14 protein-coding genes are annotated in these 16,559 nt (G+C 62.1%); 8 read left to right on the top strand and 6 right to left on the bottom strand.

The window, feature by feature from the left end; genetic code table 11:
* Positions 1-26: 26 nt before the first annotated feature.
* From tnpA to ACM61V_RS22125, 4 genes are all read left to right on the top strand, one after another.
* Positions 27-485, top strand: coding sequence for an IS66-like element accessory protein TnpA (tnpA, locus tag ACM61V_RS22140; RefSeq protein WP_419714750.1), 459 nt, complete (start codon positions 27-29; stop codon positions 483-485).
* Positions 482-835, top strand: coding sequence for an IS66 family insertion sequence element accessory protein TnpB (gene tnpB, locus ACM61V_RS22135; protein ID WP_419714749.1), 354 nt, complete (start codon positions 482-484; stop codon positions 833-835). Before tnpA ends, tnpB begins: the two co-directional genes overlap by 4 nt.
* A 138-nt stretch (positions 836-973) precedes the next feature.
* On the top strand, positions 974-2,566 hold the full coding sequence (tnpC, locus tag ACM61V_RS22130) for an IS66 family transposase (RefSeq protein ID WP_419714769.1): 1,593 nt from the start codon (positions 974-976) through the stop codon (positions 2,564-2,566).
* Between the two features lie 654 nt (positions 2,567-3,220).
* Positions 3,221-3,571, top strand: coding sequence for an alpha/beta hydrolase (locus tag ACM61V_RS22125; protein WP_419714748.1), 351 nt, complete (start codon positions 3,221-3,223; stop codon positions 3,569-3,571).
* A 127-nt stretch (positions 3,572-3,698) separates the two neighbouring features.
* On the opposite strand, the gene ACM61V_RS22120 is transcribed toward ACM61V_RS22125, so the two are convergent.
* The 3 genes from ACM61V_RS22120 to ACM61V_RS22110 all read right to left on the bottom strand — a co-directional run bounded on the left by ACM61V_RS22120 (position 3,699) and on the right by ACM61V_RS22110 (position 8,163).
* Entirely contained in the window at positions 3,699-4,466 is a 768-nt protein-coding gene (locus tag ACM61V_RS22120) for an SDR family NAD(P)-dependent oxidoreductase (protein ID WP_419714747.1), read from the bottom strand.
* Positions 4,467-4,505: 39 nt separating this feature from the next.
* Complete coding sequence (locus ACM61V_RS22115) at positions 4,506-6,944, bottom strand: TonB-dependent receptor (RefSeq protein ID WP_419714746.1); 2,439 nt, start codon at positions 6,942-6,944, stop codon at positions 4,506-4,508.
* A 436-nt stretch (positions 6,945-7,380) separates the two neighbouring features.
* Positions 7,381-8,163, bottom strand: coding sequence for an SDR family oxidoreductase (locus tag ACM61V_RS22110; RefSeq protein ID WP_419714745.1), 783 nt, complete (start codon positions 8,161-8,163; stop codon positions 7,381-7,383).
* A 71-nt stretch (positions 8,164-8,234) separates the two neighbouring features.
* On the opposite strand from ACM61V_RS22110, the gene ACM61V_RS22105 reads away from it, so the two are divergent.
* Positions 8,235-9,737: a flavin-containing monooxygenase gene (locus ACM61V_RS22105; protein WP_419714744.1), complete on the top strand. Its 1,503-nt coding sequence runs from the start codon at positions 8,235-8,237 to the stop codon at positions 9,735-9,737.
* 30 nt (positions 9,738-9,767) lie between these two features.
* On the opposite strand, the gene ACM61V_RS22100 is transcribed toward ACM61V_RS22105, so the two are convergent.
* Both ACM61V_RS22100 and ACM61V_RS22095 read right to left on the bottom strand, forming a co-directional pair.
* Positions 9,768-10,331 carry a TetR/AcrR family transcriptional regulator gene (locus ACM61V_RS22100; protein WP_419714743.1) on the bottom strand — a complete coding sequence of 188 codons (564 nt, stop codon included), beginning with the start codon at positions 10,329-10,331 and terminating at the stop codon, positions 9,768-9,770.
* A 216-nt stretch (positions 10,332-10,547) separates the two neighbouring features.
* A complete protein-coding gene (locus ACM61V_RS22095) occupies positions 10,548-11,327 on the bottom strand; it encodes an SDR family NAD(P)-dependent oxidoreductase (protein WP_419714742.1) in 780 nt (259 codons plus the stop codon).
* Between the two features lie 314 nt (positions 11,328-11,641).
* Between ACM61V_RS22095 and ACM61V_RS22090 the strand changes: the two genes are divergently transcribed.
* From ACM61V_RS22090 to ACM61V_RS22080, 3 genes are read left to right on the top strand one after another with little or no spacing between them, the layout of a single operon-like run.
* A complete protein-coding gene (locus ACM61V_RS22090; protein ID WP_419714741.1) occupies positions 11,642-12,727 on the top strand; it encodes a phosphotransferase in 1,086 nt (361 codons plus the stop codon).
* 9 nt (positions 12,728-12,736) lie between these two features.
* Entirely contained in the window at positions 12,737-14,089 is a 1,353-nt protein-coding gene (locus tag ACM61V_RS22085; protein WP_419714740.1) for an acyl-CoA dehydrogenase family protein, read from the top strand.
* 44 nt (positions 14,090-14,133) lie between these two features.
* On the top strand, positions 14,134-15,300 hold the full coding sequence (locus ACM61V_RS22080) for an isovaleryl-CoA dehydrogenase (protein ID WP_419714739.1): 1,167 nt from the start codon (positions 14,134-14,136) through the stop codon (positions 15,298-15,300).
* A 66-nt stretch (positions 15,301-15,366) separates the two neighbouring features.
* Here ACM61V_RS22080 and ACM61V_RS22075 read toward each other — a convergent pair whose 3' ends face one another.
* The gene (locus ACM61V_RS22075; RefSeq protein ID WP_419714738.1) at positions 15,367-16,257 is read right to left on the bottom strand and encodes an alpha/beta hydrolase; all 891 of its coding nucleotides are present in this window, start codon (positions 16,255-16,257) and stop codon (positions 15,367-15,369) included.
* Positions 16,258-16,559 lie beyond the last annotated feature (302 nt).

Here is a 16,559-nt window from a genome sequence, read left to right as displayed (position 1 = left end):
TTCTGGAGTCCAGAAGGAGGTCGGAGATGGGGCGGATGGAGGTCATCACCCGGACAGAGCGTCGGCGGACCTACAGCGAGGCGGAGAAGGCGGCGGTGGTTGCCGAGGCGTCTGTGCCGGGCGTGACGGTGCGCGAGGTGTCGCGGCGGCTCGGCATCGCCGAGAGCCTCATTTACAACTGGCGGTCGGCACAGCGGAACGCGGCGAGCATCGCCAGCGAGCCGTTGCAGTTCATCCCGTGTGGCATGGTGGCCGACACGGCACCCGAGCCGAGCATGGCGCTGATGCCGGCAACACCTGCGCCGTCACCCGCCAAGCCGTCGTCACCTGCCGCACCGGTGGAGGACGTCGTACGCCCGCATCCAAGCGCCCGACCGGGCGGCATCGACATCGACCTGCCGACTGGCGTGCGGCTGTCCGTCGATAGCTACGTCAACGAGAAGGCGCTCGCCCGTGTGCTGCGGGCACTGGGGCATGCGTCGTGATAGCTCTGGCGCCGGGCACCAAGGTGTATCTCGCCTGCAAGCCGGTGAGTATGCAGAAGGGCTTCGACGGGCTGACCGCGCTCGCACAGCAGGTGCTTGGTGCCGACCCGTACTCGGGTCACCTGTTCCTGTTCCGCGGCAAGCGCGGCGACTATCTCAAGGCGCTGTACTGGGATGGCTCGGGCATGTGCCTGTTCGCCAAGCGGCTGGAGAAGGGCCGGTTCGTGTGGCCGCCGCTGGTCGACGGCGGCATCGTGCTGAGCCCCGCGCAGCTCGCTTTGCTCATTGAGGGCATCGACTGGCGGCGCACTGTTGCGCCGGCTACGGTAGCCGCGCCAACCCTCGTGTAAGCGGCACTTCTCCGTCCTTTTCGCTTGGCCTGAGTCGGGCCGGTGGTAGGGTAGGCCATGTCGCTGGCGATGGTCGATCTTCCCTCCGACCCGGACGAGCTGCGCGCCTTCGCACAGGCGTTGCAGGACCGGTTGGTAATGGTCGAACAGGCCTGTGTCACCACGGCAGCGGAGCTGGCCAGCACCGCTGCCGAGCTTCGCGCGGCCAAGGCAACCATCCAGCTTACCGCGCTCGAGATCGAGAAGCTCAAGGTTCAGCTGGCGCGCCTCAGGCGCATGCAGTTCGGCCAGTCGTCCGAGCGGCTGACGCGCGAGATCGAGCAGCTGGAGCTGCGGCTGGAGGAACTGGAGACGGTCGAGGCGGAGGCGACCAGTGCGTGCGCTGACGCGGGCGTGCCAGCACCCACCCGCGAGAAGCGTAAGCCCAAGCGTCTTCCGCTGCCCGACCACCTGCCGCGCCAGGAGGTGGTGCACGCCGCCCCGTATGCGGGCGGCTGCGGCGCGTGCGGCGGGACCATGTCGGCGCTGGGCGAGGACGTGACCGAGGTGCTGGAGTATGTGCCCGGCCGCTTCCAGGTCGTCCGCCACGTCCGCCCAAAGCTCGCCTGCCAGCGTTGCGACGCCATCACCCAGGCACCGGCTCCGGCGCTGCCCATCCCGCGCGGCAAGGCAGGCCCCGGCCTGCTCGCGCACGTGCTGGTGTCCAAGTACGCCGACCACCTGCCCTTGTACCGACAGGCGGAGATCTACGCCCGCGAGCGCGTCGACCTCGACCGCTCGACCATGGCGGACTGGGTGGGTCAGGTCAGTTGGCTGCTCCAGCCGCTGGTCGAGCACATCCGCCAGTACGTGTTCGCGGCCGACAAGATCCACACTGACGACACGCCCGTGCCGGTGCTGGCGCCGGGCAGTGGCAAGACCAAGACAGGCAGGCTCTGGGTCTATGCCCGTGACGACCGGGGCTGGCAGGGTATCGGCCCACCGGCTGCGGCGTACTTCTATACGCCCGACCGCAAGGGCGAGCGCCCCCGCGCGCACCTCGCCGGGTTCAGCGGCTTCCTGCAAGCGGACGGCTATGCGGGTTACGACCAGCTCTACGATGGACGCCGGCAGCCCGGTCCCATTGTCGAGGTAGCGTGCTGGGCGCATGTCCGGCGCAAGATCTACGACGTGTGGAAGGGAACCGGCTCAACCACGGCCCGCACCGGCGTGAGCATGATCGACCTGATGTACGAGGCGGAGGAGTTGGGACGCGGGCTGCCGCTGGAAGACCGGCTCGACCGCCGTCAGGTCGTCAGGGTAGGCGTGGACGGCTTCTTCAACTGGGCCGAGGACACCATGCGCCGCATCTCGGGCAAGGGCGCGCTGGCAGACGCCATCCGTTATGCGGTGAAGCGGCGCGCGGCGCTGACCCGCTTCTGCGACGACGCGCGGCTCGAGGCGGACAACAACCGCGCCGAGAACTGCCTCCGCCCCGTGGCGCTCGGCCGCAAGAACTACCTCTTCGCCGGCTCGGACAAGGGCGGCCAAAGGGCAGCGGCGATCTACACCCTCATCCAGACCGCACGGCTCAACTTCGTCGACCCCGAAGTTTGGCTGCGCGACGTGCTCACCCGCATCGCCGACGGGCACCCTGCCAACCGCATCGGTGAGCTCGCACCATGGTGCTGGAGCGACAATGGCAAATCCTGTTCAAACGAGGGGACCGTCTTCCCCATAACAGATGCGTAGCTTTGCCGTACTTGTGATCGCGTCTATCGCTTTGGGCGGATGCGGAGACGAGCATAGGCAATCTGCTGCGGGGCGTCGAGCCAGCCTTTGTAGGATCGGAACCTTCTGCGACGTACCGCAGCCACCGCCGATTACCTACGCGATCCCCGCCGCGGCCGCTGCTGCCGACGGAGCAATCAAGTCGTATCTTCGGAACGACCTTCCAGAAGCAGACGACGTTACTCGCGTCGGCCCGTCCACGGACGCGGGCTGGACAGATCGCTTCGGCAAACGGCACCGGCCAATCCGTATTTATTTCGTCCCGGAGAGACAAAGACCGACCCACGGCAGCATTTGGGTAATCTACGATCATGTCATGGGCGACACTCCGCATAGACAAGTTCTCATTCGGGATATCGACCGGACGAGAACTGACGTACGAGTAGATGGCAAAACTGGCGACACTGCCTTCGTTCCATACCGGATAGCGATCATTGACCGCACGACGGAGATCGGGCCGACGTTCGTATCGGGCTATCCTCAAAAGCCTTACGAGCGCCAGGAGTATGACTCGCCTCGCACTCGTGCCGAGTGGGAGAGTTCTGTCACGTCCAGCTGCGGTGGCGGGCCTCTCAGCGCCGTTCCGGCGCCCTGGATCGAAGAACGCAACAGGGAATGTGCAGCCTTGCAGAACAAGTAGCCCTCAACCAGGACGCGAAATTCTGCTCTGCCTGCACCCAAACCCATCTCGTTATTCGCCTCCAAGGCGGACGGGTTGGCCGGACGCTTACTGCGGGGTTGCCGCCCATATTAATACAAGTCAGCAGCCACGAGGCGTTGCTCGATGATTCTCTTAGGCTACTACGCGCAGCGACCCTCGCCGATGTACCAGTCGAGATCAAAATCTATCAGGGCCTGCCACATGTATGGCAGCTTTTTGCTGGGATCCTTGACGAAGGGCAGTCGGCGATCGAGGAGGCCGGACGCTTCGTCGATACGCATCTAAAGACAACGATGTCCGAGTAACAGCCGCTCGCGAAGAGTCGACGATTCAGCGACCTTTAAAAAAAAGCCGCTCCTTCACCGAGATGATGGAGCGGCAGCAGCCGGCGCTGACCCGCCGACAGACTTTGGCGTTTGGACTATCGCGGTCTCATCGGGCTAGTAGCCCGCCATCGATGACGAGTTCGGCTCCGTTCACGAAGCGAGCTTCGTCTGACGCGAGATAGACACATCCCCACGCGATGTCCTCCGGCACCCCGGCCTTGCCGCCAGGCTGCAGCGAGTTGAACATCGCCTGTGCAGCGTTGATGTCGGGCGCATTGTTGACAATGTTCTGCACCATGGGGGTATCAATATAGCCCGGATGAACGGAATTCGACCGGATGCCATGGCCGACATAGTCGAGCGCGGTCGACTTCGAGAAATTCCTAACGGCTCCCTTCGAGGCGGCATATGCCGCGAAGTGCGGCCCGGCCACGATCCCGAAGGCGGAAGAGATATTGATGATCGAGCCGCCTCCCGCTTCGATCATGTGCGGTACCGCATACTTGGTGAACAGGAACACACCGCGGGCATTGATAGCAAACGTCCTGTCCCAATGGTCAGAATCGATATCTACGGCGGCCCCCATCCCAGGCACGCCGGCACACGCGACAATCGCATCGAGCTTTCCGAAGGCGGACACCGCCGCATCGATCGCAGCGACGATTTCCGCTTCGACCGATACATCACACTTTTTGAACTGGATGCGGTCAGGTTCTGAGGCGATCAGGTCGGCGAGCCGCTGATCCAACGGTTCCTGCAGATCGGCAACGATGACGCGCGCACCTTCGGCGACGAACAAGCGGGCAGCGGCAGCGCCGATTCCCGATGAGCCACCTGAGATGACGGCGACTTTATCCTTCAAACGGTCCGGCATTGCTAATCCTCTACTATGATCTTGTGCAGAAGCCGTGGTTCAGTATCGGAAGCCGACGCTGACACCATAAGTGGCGGGTTTGCCGGCGTACCGACCGATCGTGTCAAATGCGGCCACGACGTTGTTCCAGTAGTATTCGTTGAGAACATTCTTTCCCCACACCGAGACGCGCCAACGGTCATCCGGGGCGGCGATACCTGCTCGGAGATCCACGAGCGTGTAGCTAACGATCCCGAAGATCGTCTTGTTCTGCGGGGTCGCGGTAGGCGGATTGATGTCACCACCGATTGTCGCGACAGCCTTCGACCTAAAGTTGAGGCTCGTACCCACAAAGCCCTTCAACGAGCTCGATACAGGGAAGTCGTAATCGAAGTTGCTGCCAAACTGGTATCGTGGGGTATAGGGCACATCGGCGCCCGCGAAGTTGGCGGCAACGCCCGCCGCGTTGATGCCAGAAAACCTTTTGATCGATGCATCTAGATACGTGAAGGTATTGTTGATGACGAACCCGCGGGTTGGGCGAATGCTCATCTCGATTTCGAAGCCCTTCACGTCGGACTTCGGAATGTTTTGCAGCGTATCCAGAATACCGAAGTTTGGATCGACAAGTTTGGAGCGGAGCTGCTTGTTGTTATAGTCGTAATAGAAGCCTGCCGCGTTGAATTGAAGGGTTCGGTCGAGAAGCGTGGCCTTGAAACCCGCCTCATATGCCAGGACCGATTCCTGGACGACCGGCAGATATTGGGTGAACAAAGACGCAGACGACGTCGGGTAGCTCCCGGCTTTATAACCCTTTGCGACGTTCGCGTATAGCAGAACGTCCCTGACGGGTTTGTAGTCCAAGCCGACACGCCAGGAGAAGTTGTCCTGCTTCAACGTGTCCGTGAAGCGGCCCGATCCGCCAGGCGGAATTCCATTATACGTATTCGGCGTATTGTTGATCGGATAGCATTGACCGGCGTAACGGCCGAGCGCACCTTGGAACAGCACGTCATAGAACAGCGGGCCCGTGTTGATGGGGCTTCCACTTTCATCGAAGCCGCACTCGCTGGCATCCGTTCGCGAGTTCGTATAGCGACCGCCAGCTTTGATGGTCAGGCGGCCGATGTCATACTCCGCATTTGCGAAACCGGCGTAATTACGAAACTTTTGATCGTTTGAGTAGGAGAGGGAGAAGAATGGATATCCGAACGAGCCGTAAAGTCCATTTGCAGATGCTGATCGGAACGAAAGATCGACCCGCTGATTGACCTTGCTACGCTCGTAATTGCCGCCGACAACCCAGCGGAACACCGATGACGGGTCGTTGGAGAGCCTCAGTTCCTGATTGAAACTCCTGATACGTCCATCGTCGTTGGCGAGATCGAGCGTCGATATGGGCAGGCCATCACCTTCGTCCCCCTGGCGCTGCTTGTAGTAGACGTACGATGTAAGCGAGGTCAGCATGATGCTGTCTGTTACGTCAAACTCGCTCCGAAGCGACGCCTGCCCGAGGTAGTTGCTCCGCCGGGGGATCCCAGGCGTCCAATCCGCCGCCCGTGGTCGCTCGGGTGAGAACGGCGACGCAGCGAGCGCTGGGTTCAGGAATGCAGGAGCCTGTGGGAGAAGAGCGATATACTGCGGCGCCTGGGTCTCGCTGTTGTCCTTCCAGCCATTCACGTTCAGTTTGAAGCGGATCCGATCGCTCGGGTCGAAGTCGACAAGCAGGCGGCCCATGTAGTTCTCGACCTTGCCGTTACGATCGTTGGGGCGGGAGTTGCTGACCTGCCAGCCATCGGCACGCTCGACACGTCCCGAGAGACGAGCCTGCAAGTTCGACGAGATCGGACCGCTGATGTACGCCTCGCCGATGACCTCGTTGAAGCGGCCATAGGAAACGTTGCCGCCTGCCTGGAGCGTGCTCGTCGGTTTGGCTGCGATATAGTTGATGGCACCGCCCGTAGCGTTCTGTCCGAACAAGGTGCCCTGCGGGCCCTTCAGGATTTCGACGCGTTCGAGATCGTAGGCCGAGTGCGATGACAGTACGGGGAAGGCCAGCGGCGCTTCATCGACATAGGTGCTGACAGTCGGGTAGGCGCCCAGCGAGACTTCGTAGAAACCAACGCCGCGCAGCGTATATACGGGTGTACCGTTCGCGCTGTTGGTGAAGGACAAACTCGGAGTGGAATTGGCGAGGTCTGCCAGAGAATTGATCTGCTGACGCTGGAGTGCATCGCCGCTGACGACCGCGACGGTGATGCCAACATCGTTCAACCGCTGTTCGCGCTTGTTCGCCGTAACGACGATGTCAGTCGACGTGTCGTCCGCTGCTTGAGCGGGCGTAAGCGTTGTGTTGGTGGACTGCGCCGCAGGGTTCACGGGCGTAGCTAGTGTAGGCTGAGGCTCCGCGGGCGTCGTGATGGTTTGGGCCTGTGTCTGCCCAGCTACGGCCATCGCAACAAGGCTCGTGCCTAGCAGCGCACACTTCAAATGCTTCATCACTGATCTCCCCTGATACTGTTATCTCGGTCGGCGTTCTTACGTGGTCGTCACCGTTCTCAAGGATCTGAATGACGGGTTGAGCAGACGCGCCAACGCGAACGCGCATCGGTGGAATCGCTCCCCAAGGGATTGGCCGGTGTGATCACTCGCCCGACTTGAGCTGCAAGGAAGGGTTGGAGCGGCGACTATCGATTCCCGAAGCAATTGCGGCGAGGCGGGGCTCCTGGCGCATGGTCCTCGACGGTGCCAAGAGGCGGCAATCTCCGGACCGCGTAGCAGGTCCTCCAGAGAGCGCAGTAGCGCCGCGATGTCGCCGGCCTTTCTGCCGATCAGGCGCGTCAGCGCTCATATCCTTCTCCGGCTTCAATCTGCGTTGAAGATCACCGCTTCGTATCCCAATCGCTAACTAGCCGCAAGCAAGTAATTCAAACACTCATTTTGCGGAGATTCCGCCGTCGATCTTGAACTCTGACGCGGTGACGAACCGGCTCTCATCCGAGGCTAGGTAAAGGACGGCGTAGGCGACGTCGTCCGGCTCTCCGAGCCTACCGAGCGGCACCTGTCGGACGAGCTTTTCTAGCATCGCGGCCTCGTCACGCCCCCCCCGTAACGTGTCCAGCATCGGGGTGCGGATGAATGTCGGGTGGACGGAGTTGCACCGTATGTCCCAACCGCGCTCCGCCGCCAGCAGTGCGACAGACTTGGTCAGGAGCCAGACTGCCGCCTTCGACGCATTGTAAGCAGCCAGCTTCGGCGACGCCATCAACCCCGCCATCGACGATACGTTGATGATCGAGGCAGGCGCTGCATCGCGGAGGTAAGGAAGCGCGATCTTGGAGCCAAGGAAGACGCTGTCGGCGTTGACGCGCATGACGTGTTGCCATTGATCGAGGCCGATGTCCTCGATCGAACCGGTGAGCACCAGTCCCGCGTTGTTGACCAGCACCGACAGGCCCCCCATGCATTCGCGGGCATAGCCCACGGCGCTCGTCCAATCCTCAACGCTCGTGACGTCGTGGCGGAGAGCCCAAGCAACAGTGCCGCCAAGCTCGGCATTGATCGAATCGGCGACGACGTGAACGCCTGCCTCGTTGATGTCAGTCAACAGCACCTTGGCACCGTGCCGCGCGAGCATCAGCGCGGTCGCGGCGCCGAGACCCTGGGCTGCACCGGTGATCAGAGCCCTCTTACCGCCGACCCGTTCGACCGACTTCATCGCGAAGGCTCCAATCAGCTTGTCAGGAGGTCATCAGGATACTAGCGTGTGACAAACAAGTGGAGAGGTCAATGCAGAGCCATGCAGCCGGAGGTCCGGCTATGGACCTATCGCGTAGCGGGAGAACCGCATACCGTCCTCGTACGGCGATCATCGGCGCCGGTGCAGCAGGCATGATGCAAGCGATCAAGCTGCGTGAGGCCGGCCTCGACGACATCGTCATCTACGAGAAGGCGAACGAAGTCGGGGGTACGTGGCGAGAGAATCGCTATCCTGGCGTCGCTTGCGACGTGCCCGCCCATCACTATAACTTCTCGTTCGAGCATAATCCCAGCTGGAGTCATCGGCTCGCACTCGGCGACGAGATCCAGTCCTATATGCTGAAGGTCGCCGAGAAGTACGACCTGCGGCGAAGCATCGTGTTCGGTACCAAGGTGACGAAGGGGCATTTCGACGGTCAGCGCTGGCACCTCGAGACCGATGACGGGCACCTCGACACTGTCGACTTCCTCATCGCCGCGACGGGGCCGCTCCACGTCCCGGCCTTTCCGAAGATCGAGGGGCTGGACGAGTTTCAGGGGACGAAATTCCATTCCGCGCAGTGGATGGACGGCATCGACCTCAGCGACAAGCGCGTCGGCGTCATCGGCAGCGGATCGACCGGCACCCAGCTCATCTCGGCGCTGGCCAACCAGGGCGTCGATCTGACCGCGTTCATCCGAACCCCGCAGTGGATCTTCCCGTTGCCCAATCGCCGCTTCGGTGATGTCGAGCGCAAGTTGGTCGGTGCGATGCCGTGGATCGGCCGGAAGGCAGGCGACTTCTACGGCTGGTTCTTCGAGAACGTCTTCGCTCAGGCAGTCATCAAAGATGGGTGGCAGCGCAAGTTCCTATCGGGCCTGTGCAAGTGGCATCTCGGCCGGGTGAAGGATCCGGAACTTCGGCGCAAGCTGACCCCGCCGGACGAGCCGTTGTGCAAGCGCATGGTGATGTCGACGCTGTTCTATCCGGCGGTGTCGCGGCCGAACGTCGAAATCGTTCGTGACGGCATCGTTCGCGCGAATGCACAGGGCCTCGTCGATCAGACGGGCAAAGTGCACGAGCTGGACGTCATCATCTTCGCCACCGGCTTTAACGCCCGGGCGTACCATCGGCCGATCGAGCTGACCAACGCTCGGGGCGAGTCGCTGACGAAGAACTGGGAAGGGCAGACCGGCGCGCATCTCTCCGTTCACGTCCCGGGCTTCCCGAACTTCATGCTCATCGGTGGGCCGCATTCGCCGCGAGGCAACTTCAGTGCGATCGCATACTCGGAGGCCATTGTCGACCACATCGTCAAGGTCATCAAGTTCTGCGCCGAGAACGGCTATCACTCTATCGAGGCGACGCCGGAAGCGCTCGCGGAATTCCTGACGCGCGTGAAGTCTGCCGTGCCCGAGACGATCTGGGTTTCGGGATGCAACAACTGGTACATGGACGAGGACGGCCTTCCCGAAAGCTGGACCGGCACGCCTGACGAGTATCGCGACATCCTGCGCGATCCGAAGTACAACGAGTTCAAGCTGGCGGCATAAAACTTGTCGGTCCAGCGGCCGTGGCCCTGATCAGCGTTGCTCGCCGATCAGGGCTATGATCGCGTCTCGAAAATCATGCAGCGCACTTTCGAAGTCGACGCCGTCCGGATTAGCCAGCCACTGGTAGACCAGGCCGAAGAAGAAAGACGTGTACTGCAGCGCGACCCGGCTCGGAACTGCCGACTGTTTGATCGTCCCCTGCTCGAGACCCTCCCTTATATAGCGCTCGATCGCGCGCCTGTAGGCGCCATGCTGCTGTGCGAGCCTTTCCCGCATGACGGTGCTGCTTGCCACCGTCTCATAGTAGAGAATAAACATAGCGCGGACGTATTCGGAGTTCTCGGTGAGATAATGTATGCCGCTATCCACCGACGCTGAGAACGCATCCAGTCCGGTCTTATTGCCAACGTAAGCGCGAAGTTCTGTTTTCCAGCGCTTGTTGAAGATGTCGATTAGTTCGGCGAAGAGCACGTCTTTGGACCCGAAACGGTTGCTCGCTAGGCCTCGGCTGTAGCCGGCTAGTTCACCCACTTCACGCAACGTCGTGCTCTGTGTGCCTCGCTCCGCTACAAGCGTCATCGCGGCGTCGAGCATCCTTCCGTCGGATATAGACGTGCGCTCCGCTTGGGTCAGGCGTTGTGCCTTTCCTGCCGCAACGGGCGCTGGTTGCAATCTCCGCGAAGTCGCCACTCTCAAGCCCTCTAACGTAATTGCAGCAGCCTAGCTGAGCCACTTGTTCGAAGCAAGGAAACGGCAGCTGCCATCCATGTGATCGAGGTCAGGAACGTGATGCGACCCCGTGGTGCCGGCTTACCGCGGTGGCATGCGCAACGCGCCATCCAAACGGACATCCTCGCCGTTGAAATAGGGGTTTCGGCACATCTCCAGGACCAAGCTCGCATACTCGGCCGGGTAGCCCATCCGGCGGGGGAATGGCACGTTGTCGATTAGCGCCTGCTTCACCGCATCGGGCGCCGAATGAATGAGGGGCGTGTCGAACGTCCCGGGCAAGATCGTATTCACGCGAATGCCGTCGTTCATGAAATCGCGGGCGATCGCCAGCGTCATCCCGACTATCCCCGCCTTGGATGCCGAATAAGCGGCCTGGCCAACCTGGCCATCTTCTGCAGCGACGGACGCCGTGTTCACCACGACGCCACGGGCGGCGTCGAGCAAGGGCTCCAACTGCAACATGCCAGCCGTCGATTTTGCGATGCAGATGAATGTTCCGACCAAGTTGATCTGTATCATCTGCTGAAACTTATCGAGAGGAAAATGGCGAATCTCGCCGTCTTCACGACTGCGCCAAGCCGTCTTCCACGCGCTCCCGGTTCCGGCGCAGTTGACGAGGATCCGCTCCTGTCCATGAGCCAGACGAGCTTTCGCGAAACCTTCGGTGACAGACGCTTCGTTGGTCACATCAACCCGGCAAAAGACACCGCCGATCGTCTCCGCGACACGGGTGCCTGCTTCCTCGTTAAGGTCGAAGATCGACACCTTGGCCCCGGCCCATGCCAGTGCCCGGGCCGTCGCTTCGCCGAGGCCGCTGGCTCCCCCGGTGACTACCGAGGTGCATTCGGAGATATTCATGTATCCTCCCTCATTGTCGCTCGCATCGTTTTCGAGTGCGAGAAGGCGGGTACCCCACTGGTGCTCAGCGACGGTCGACCCTCCAAACCATCACCCATCGGCGAGCTGGTCATGGCAGGTCCATTCCATGCTCCAGCGCCGACAATCGAGTCGCAGAGCTGCTCCAAAACCCCTTGACGTTCGGCTCGCCTAACCTCGCGTGGCCCCTGCAAGAAAAAAGCACTCGCACGCCACGTTCACTTGCTTGCTTGCGGCTAGCAAGATAGAAGAGACGTAGCGATCAGAAGTGTCGTCGTCGAGAGGGGATCTATCAGGTGGCTGGCCTAGCCAACGCAGACGTGGTTGCCGATGTCCTGCCCGTCCGCGACAAGCATCAGTTTGACGAAGGCGCGCTTGCCCGCTGGATGGCCGTGAATGTGGACGGCCATGAAGGAGCGATCCGCGTGCGACAGTTTCGCGGCGGACAGTCGAACCCGACCTATCTCGTCACGTCAGCCGACCGAACGTACGTCCTGCGACGCCAGCCATCCGGCGCGCTCCTGAAGGGCGCGCATGCCGTCGATCGGGAAGCGTTGGTGCAAACCAAGCTTGGTCCGACGCAGGTGCCTGTGGCCCGGATCTACGCCACGTGCGTCGATCCCTCCGTCATCGGCACGATGTTCTACCTGATGGAGCTGGTGGACGGTCGGATCTTCTGGGACGCTACCTTTCCGGATGTCGGTCCGGCCAACCGACCGGAGTACTTCCGCGCGATGAACGCCACGATCGCGGACCTGCATTCCGTCGATCCTGCCTCGATCGGACTCGGCGATTATGGGCGGCCGACCGGGTATGTCGATCGCCAGATCAAGCGCTTGTCGCAGCAATACACCGCAGACATCGCCGCCGGGCGAGATGCGAACATGGATCGCCTGATCGCCTGGCTGGATGGTGCCCGACCACGAAACGAAGGGCGTGCAGCTGTCGTGCACGGTGATTTCCGGTGCGACAATCTGATTTTCCATCCAACCGACGCCACGATTGCCGCGGTGCTCGATTGGGAATTGTCGACCCTGGGACATCCACTCGCGGACTTCGCCTATCATGCCATGATGTACCGGATGCCCAGCCACATCGTGGCGGGCTTGGCGGGTGCCGATCTCTCGACGCTGAATGCGCCGTCCGAGGAAGAGTATCTGGCTTGGTACGCGGAGCGGACCGATCTCGCCGATACCTCCGATTACGACTTCTTCGTAGCGTTCTCGTTCTTTCGGGTCGCGGCGATCTTCCACGGCATCAAAGGCCGCTTGGCTAGAGGCACGGCCGCCTCTCCTGATGCCGCCAAGCGCGTGAAGGCCCTTCCGGAACTTGCGGAGCTCGCATGGGAGCAGGCCCGGCGGGCCGGTGCTCCTGCGTCATAAGGAATTAGCGTGGATATCACCCAAAGCGCCCGCAGCTCGGATCTGCAGCACCGACTCCAGGCCTTCATGGCCGAACACCTCTATCCGATCGAGCGTGACCTCTACCTGACCGCTGAGCGCCTCGGGCCATGGGCAACGTATCCGCAGATCGACGACCTTAAGGCGCGGGCGCGTGCGGAGGGACTGTGGAATCTCTTTCTGCCTCTGAGCCACGGCTCGAGCGGCTTGAGCAACGTCGAATATGCCCCGCTGTGCGCGGTGATGGGGCGATCGCTTTTCGCACCTGAGATCTTTAACTGTTCTGCCCCGGACACTGGCAACATGGAGACCCTGCTGCTCTTCGGGACCGACGAGCAGAAAGCGCGTTACCTCGATCCGCTCCTGGTGGGCGAGACCCGGTCGGCGTTTGCGATGACCGAGCCGGCCGTCGCCTCGTCGGACGCGACGAATATCGCCTCTGAGATCAGGCGTGAAGGCAATGACTACGTCATCAATGGAAGGAAATGGTACACCACGGGCGCGACCGACCCTCGGTGCGCGTTCTTTATCTTCATGGGGCGAACCGGCGATGCCGTGACGGATCGCCACAAGGCTCAATCGATGATCCTCGTGCCACGCGACGCCGCCGGCGTTCGTGTGGTCCGTGCCCTGCCGGTACTCGGGTTCTACGGTGTGCCGGATCGATCGGCGGAGGTCGTGTTCGACCAGGTTCGCGTGCCCGCGACCAACATGCTGCTCGGCGAGGGAAGAGGTTTCGAGATCGCGCAGGGCCGTCTAGGGCCGGGGCGTATCCACCATTGCATGCGGCTGATTGGGCTGAGCGAGCGCATCCTCGAGCGGATGTGTCGTCGTGCGACGGACCGGGTGGCCTTCGGCAGCCCCCTGGCCGAGCAGAGCGTGACGCTGGAGCGCATCGCGCAGGCGCGGATCATGATCGAGCAGGCACGCCTCCTGACAATGCGCGCGGCTTGGATGATGGACACGGTGGGGAACAAGGCGGCGCGTCAGGAGATCGCCATGATCAAGGTCGCCGCGCCGGCGATGGCGCAGCAGGTGATCGACTGGGCGATCCAGCTGTTCGGGGGTGGCGGAACTAACAACGACCACTTTCTGGCCGCGGCCTTCGCCAACGCCCGATTGCTGCGCCTGGCCGACGGCCCGGACGAGGTCCATCGCAATCAGATCGCCAAGCTCGAGCTGCGCCGCCATGCGGGAGACGACGGTACATCGACCGGCGCCAATGCCGCAGGACTGTCGCTGGCCGAAGCCGACGCGGTTGCCGCCGCCAGCCTGTGGCCGGCTCCACTCGAACAGCGTCATCCCGCAACCGCTAGCGCACACCCACCGTCGTTCTTGACCTGACGACGCCAGCCTTTCTCGAATCTCTCAATCCATCGGAGCAGTTTATGCAGATGTTCGACTTCGATCTCGGCGAGTCCGCCGACATGATCCGCGACACCACCCGCCGCTTCGCTACCGACAAGATTGCACCACTGGCCAAGCGTATCGACGCCGACGACTGGTTTCCCCGCGATGAATTGTGGGCGAGCATGGGGGAACTCGGCCTGCACGGCATCACCGTCGAGGAGGAATATGGCGGGCTCGGTCTCGGCTATCTCGAGCATGTCATCGCATGCGAGGAAATCGCCCGAGCGTCGGGCGCGATCGGGCTCAGCTACGGCGCCCATACCAATTTGTGCATCAACCAAATCGCGCGATGGGGCTCGCCGGAGCAGAAGGCGAAATATCTGCCGCCTCTGGTATCGGGGCAGCATCTCGGCAGCCTGGCGATGTCGGAGGCCGGCGCGGGATCCGATGTCGTATCAATGAAGCTCAAGGCAGACGCCGTCCAGGGTGGCTATGTGCTCAACGGCACCAAATTCTGGATCACCAATGCCACCTATGCCGACACGCTCGTCGTGTATGCAAAGACGGGCGAGGGCAGTCGAGGCATCACGGCATTCCTCATTGAGAAGGACATGGTCGGCTTCTCGATCGGTCAGAAGATCGACAAGATGGGCATGCGTGGATCGCCGACCGCGGAGCTCGTCTTCGAAGAGTGCGAAGTCCCCGACGAGAACGTCCTTGGTCCGGTGAACGGCGGGGTCGGGGTGCTGATGAGCGGGCTCGACTATGAGCGCGCCGTGCTCGCCGGCATTCCGCTCGGGATCATGCAATCCTGTCTTGACGTCGTGCTGCCCTATGTCCGGGAGCGCAAGCAGTTCGGTCAGTCGATCGGTCAGTTCCAGCTCATCCAGGCGAAGGTAGCGGACATGTACGTCGCCCTGAACTCCTCGCGCGCCTATATCTATGCGGTGGCTCGGAGTTGTGACGCCGGTCGGACCACACGGTTCGATGCTGCTGCCGCGATCCTCTTGGCGAGCGAGAATACGGTGCGCGTCGCGAGCGAGGCCGTTCAGGCGCTCGGCGGGGCCGGCTACACGAAGGATTGGCCGGTCGAGCGCTACTATCGCGATGCCAAGCTGCTCGATATCGGTGCCGGCACCAACGAGATCCGCCGGATGCTCATCGGTCGCGAGTTGATCGGCGAACCCGAGCGAGTGGCGCAATAAGGCGGGGTAGAACCGAACACATTACCGGGTCGGACACCTCGACCGACCCGGTAATCGCGGGTCACTTCACTTGATCTGCGTCGCGACGAACGCGCCCGCCTCGCGCAACGACTCTTCTCCCTCGTCGAGCAGGGATGAAAACAGCTGCCAAACGTGGGGCAATTTGGGGAAGGCGCGCAGGCGTACCGAAACGTCGGCCATGATCGCGCGGCGCGCCAGTCGGAGCGAGTCGTCGAGAATCGCTTCGTGACCACCGACATGGATGAGCAGCGGCGGCAAACCGGTCAGGTCCGCGAAGATAGGCGATGCTTCCGGCGACTGGAGGTCAGATCCGGTCATGTACAACGCCGCAAGGTTGAAGGCGCCATCGAAGCTGACCAGGAAGTCGCGGTCCTTGTTCTCAGCTACGCTGTCACCCGTCACGCCCATGTCGACGAAGGGAGAGAAGAGCACCCCTCCAGCGGGCATGGGGACGCCTTCGGCCTTGCAGCGAAGCATCGTTCCCAGCGTGAGCCCGCCCCCGGCGGAGTCTCCCGCGAAGACGATCCTCTCCGCTGGCGTGCCCTCGGCGAGCAGCCACTGATATACCGCGAATGCATCATCGACCGCGGCAGGGAAGACGTGTTCCGGCGCGAGGCGATAGTCCGGCGCGAGCGTGCGGATGCCCGCTGCCTGCCCCAGCCGTGCGACCAGGCCGCGGTGGGATTTGCGCGATCCGAAGACATAAGCACCGCCGTGAAAATACACGATCGTCGCATCGGTACGAGCGCCGGGTGCCGTACCGACCTCGCAAGGAACGCCATTTGCCTCGACGGCCGCGTAGGTCACCGATTCATGCGGAGGGGTGATGTCTCCCATCGCATCATAGACGACCCGCAACTCTTGCGGACTCATCGCGGTGAGGTCCGGCCCGCCCCGGATCATGTCCAGTACCTGTTCGAGTTGCGCTTCAGACATCGCGGCTCTCTCCTTCTTGTAATCCAACGTGCCAGCCGACATCATTCCGGCCTCTCGGGTACACGCCTCTGGCGGAGGTAATCCACTAACTTGCCGCAAGCAAGTCTTGACCAAGGGCGAGTGTCATGAGTATCGTGCCTCATGAGAGCCGCAGTCCTCAAGGGCGAAAGACGGACGAACAGAGGATGTCGATGGCCGCCTTGCCTTCCGATCGATCACGTATGCCGAGGCCGATGCGCGACGGTGCGAGCGCGAGCCCTTCGTGGCTGTCGGTCATCGAGCACGCTATCGCGAGGGGTAGG

Origin of the sequence: Sphingomonas sp. TX0543, assembly GCF_048565505.1 — a bacterium.
GTDB lineage: Bacteria > Pseudomonadota > Alphaproteobacteria > Sphingomonadales > Sphingomonadaceae > Sphingomonas.
The sequence above is the reverse complement of the archived record's forward strand: the minus strand, read 5'-3'. Positions and strand labels throughout refer to the sequence as shown.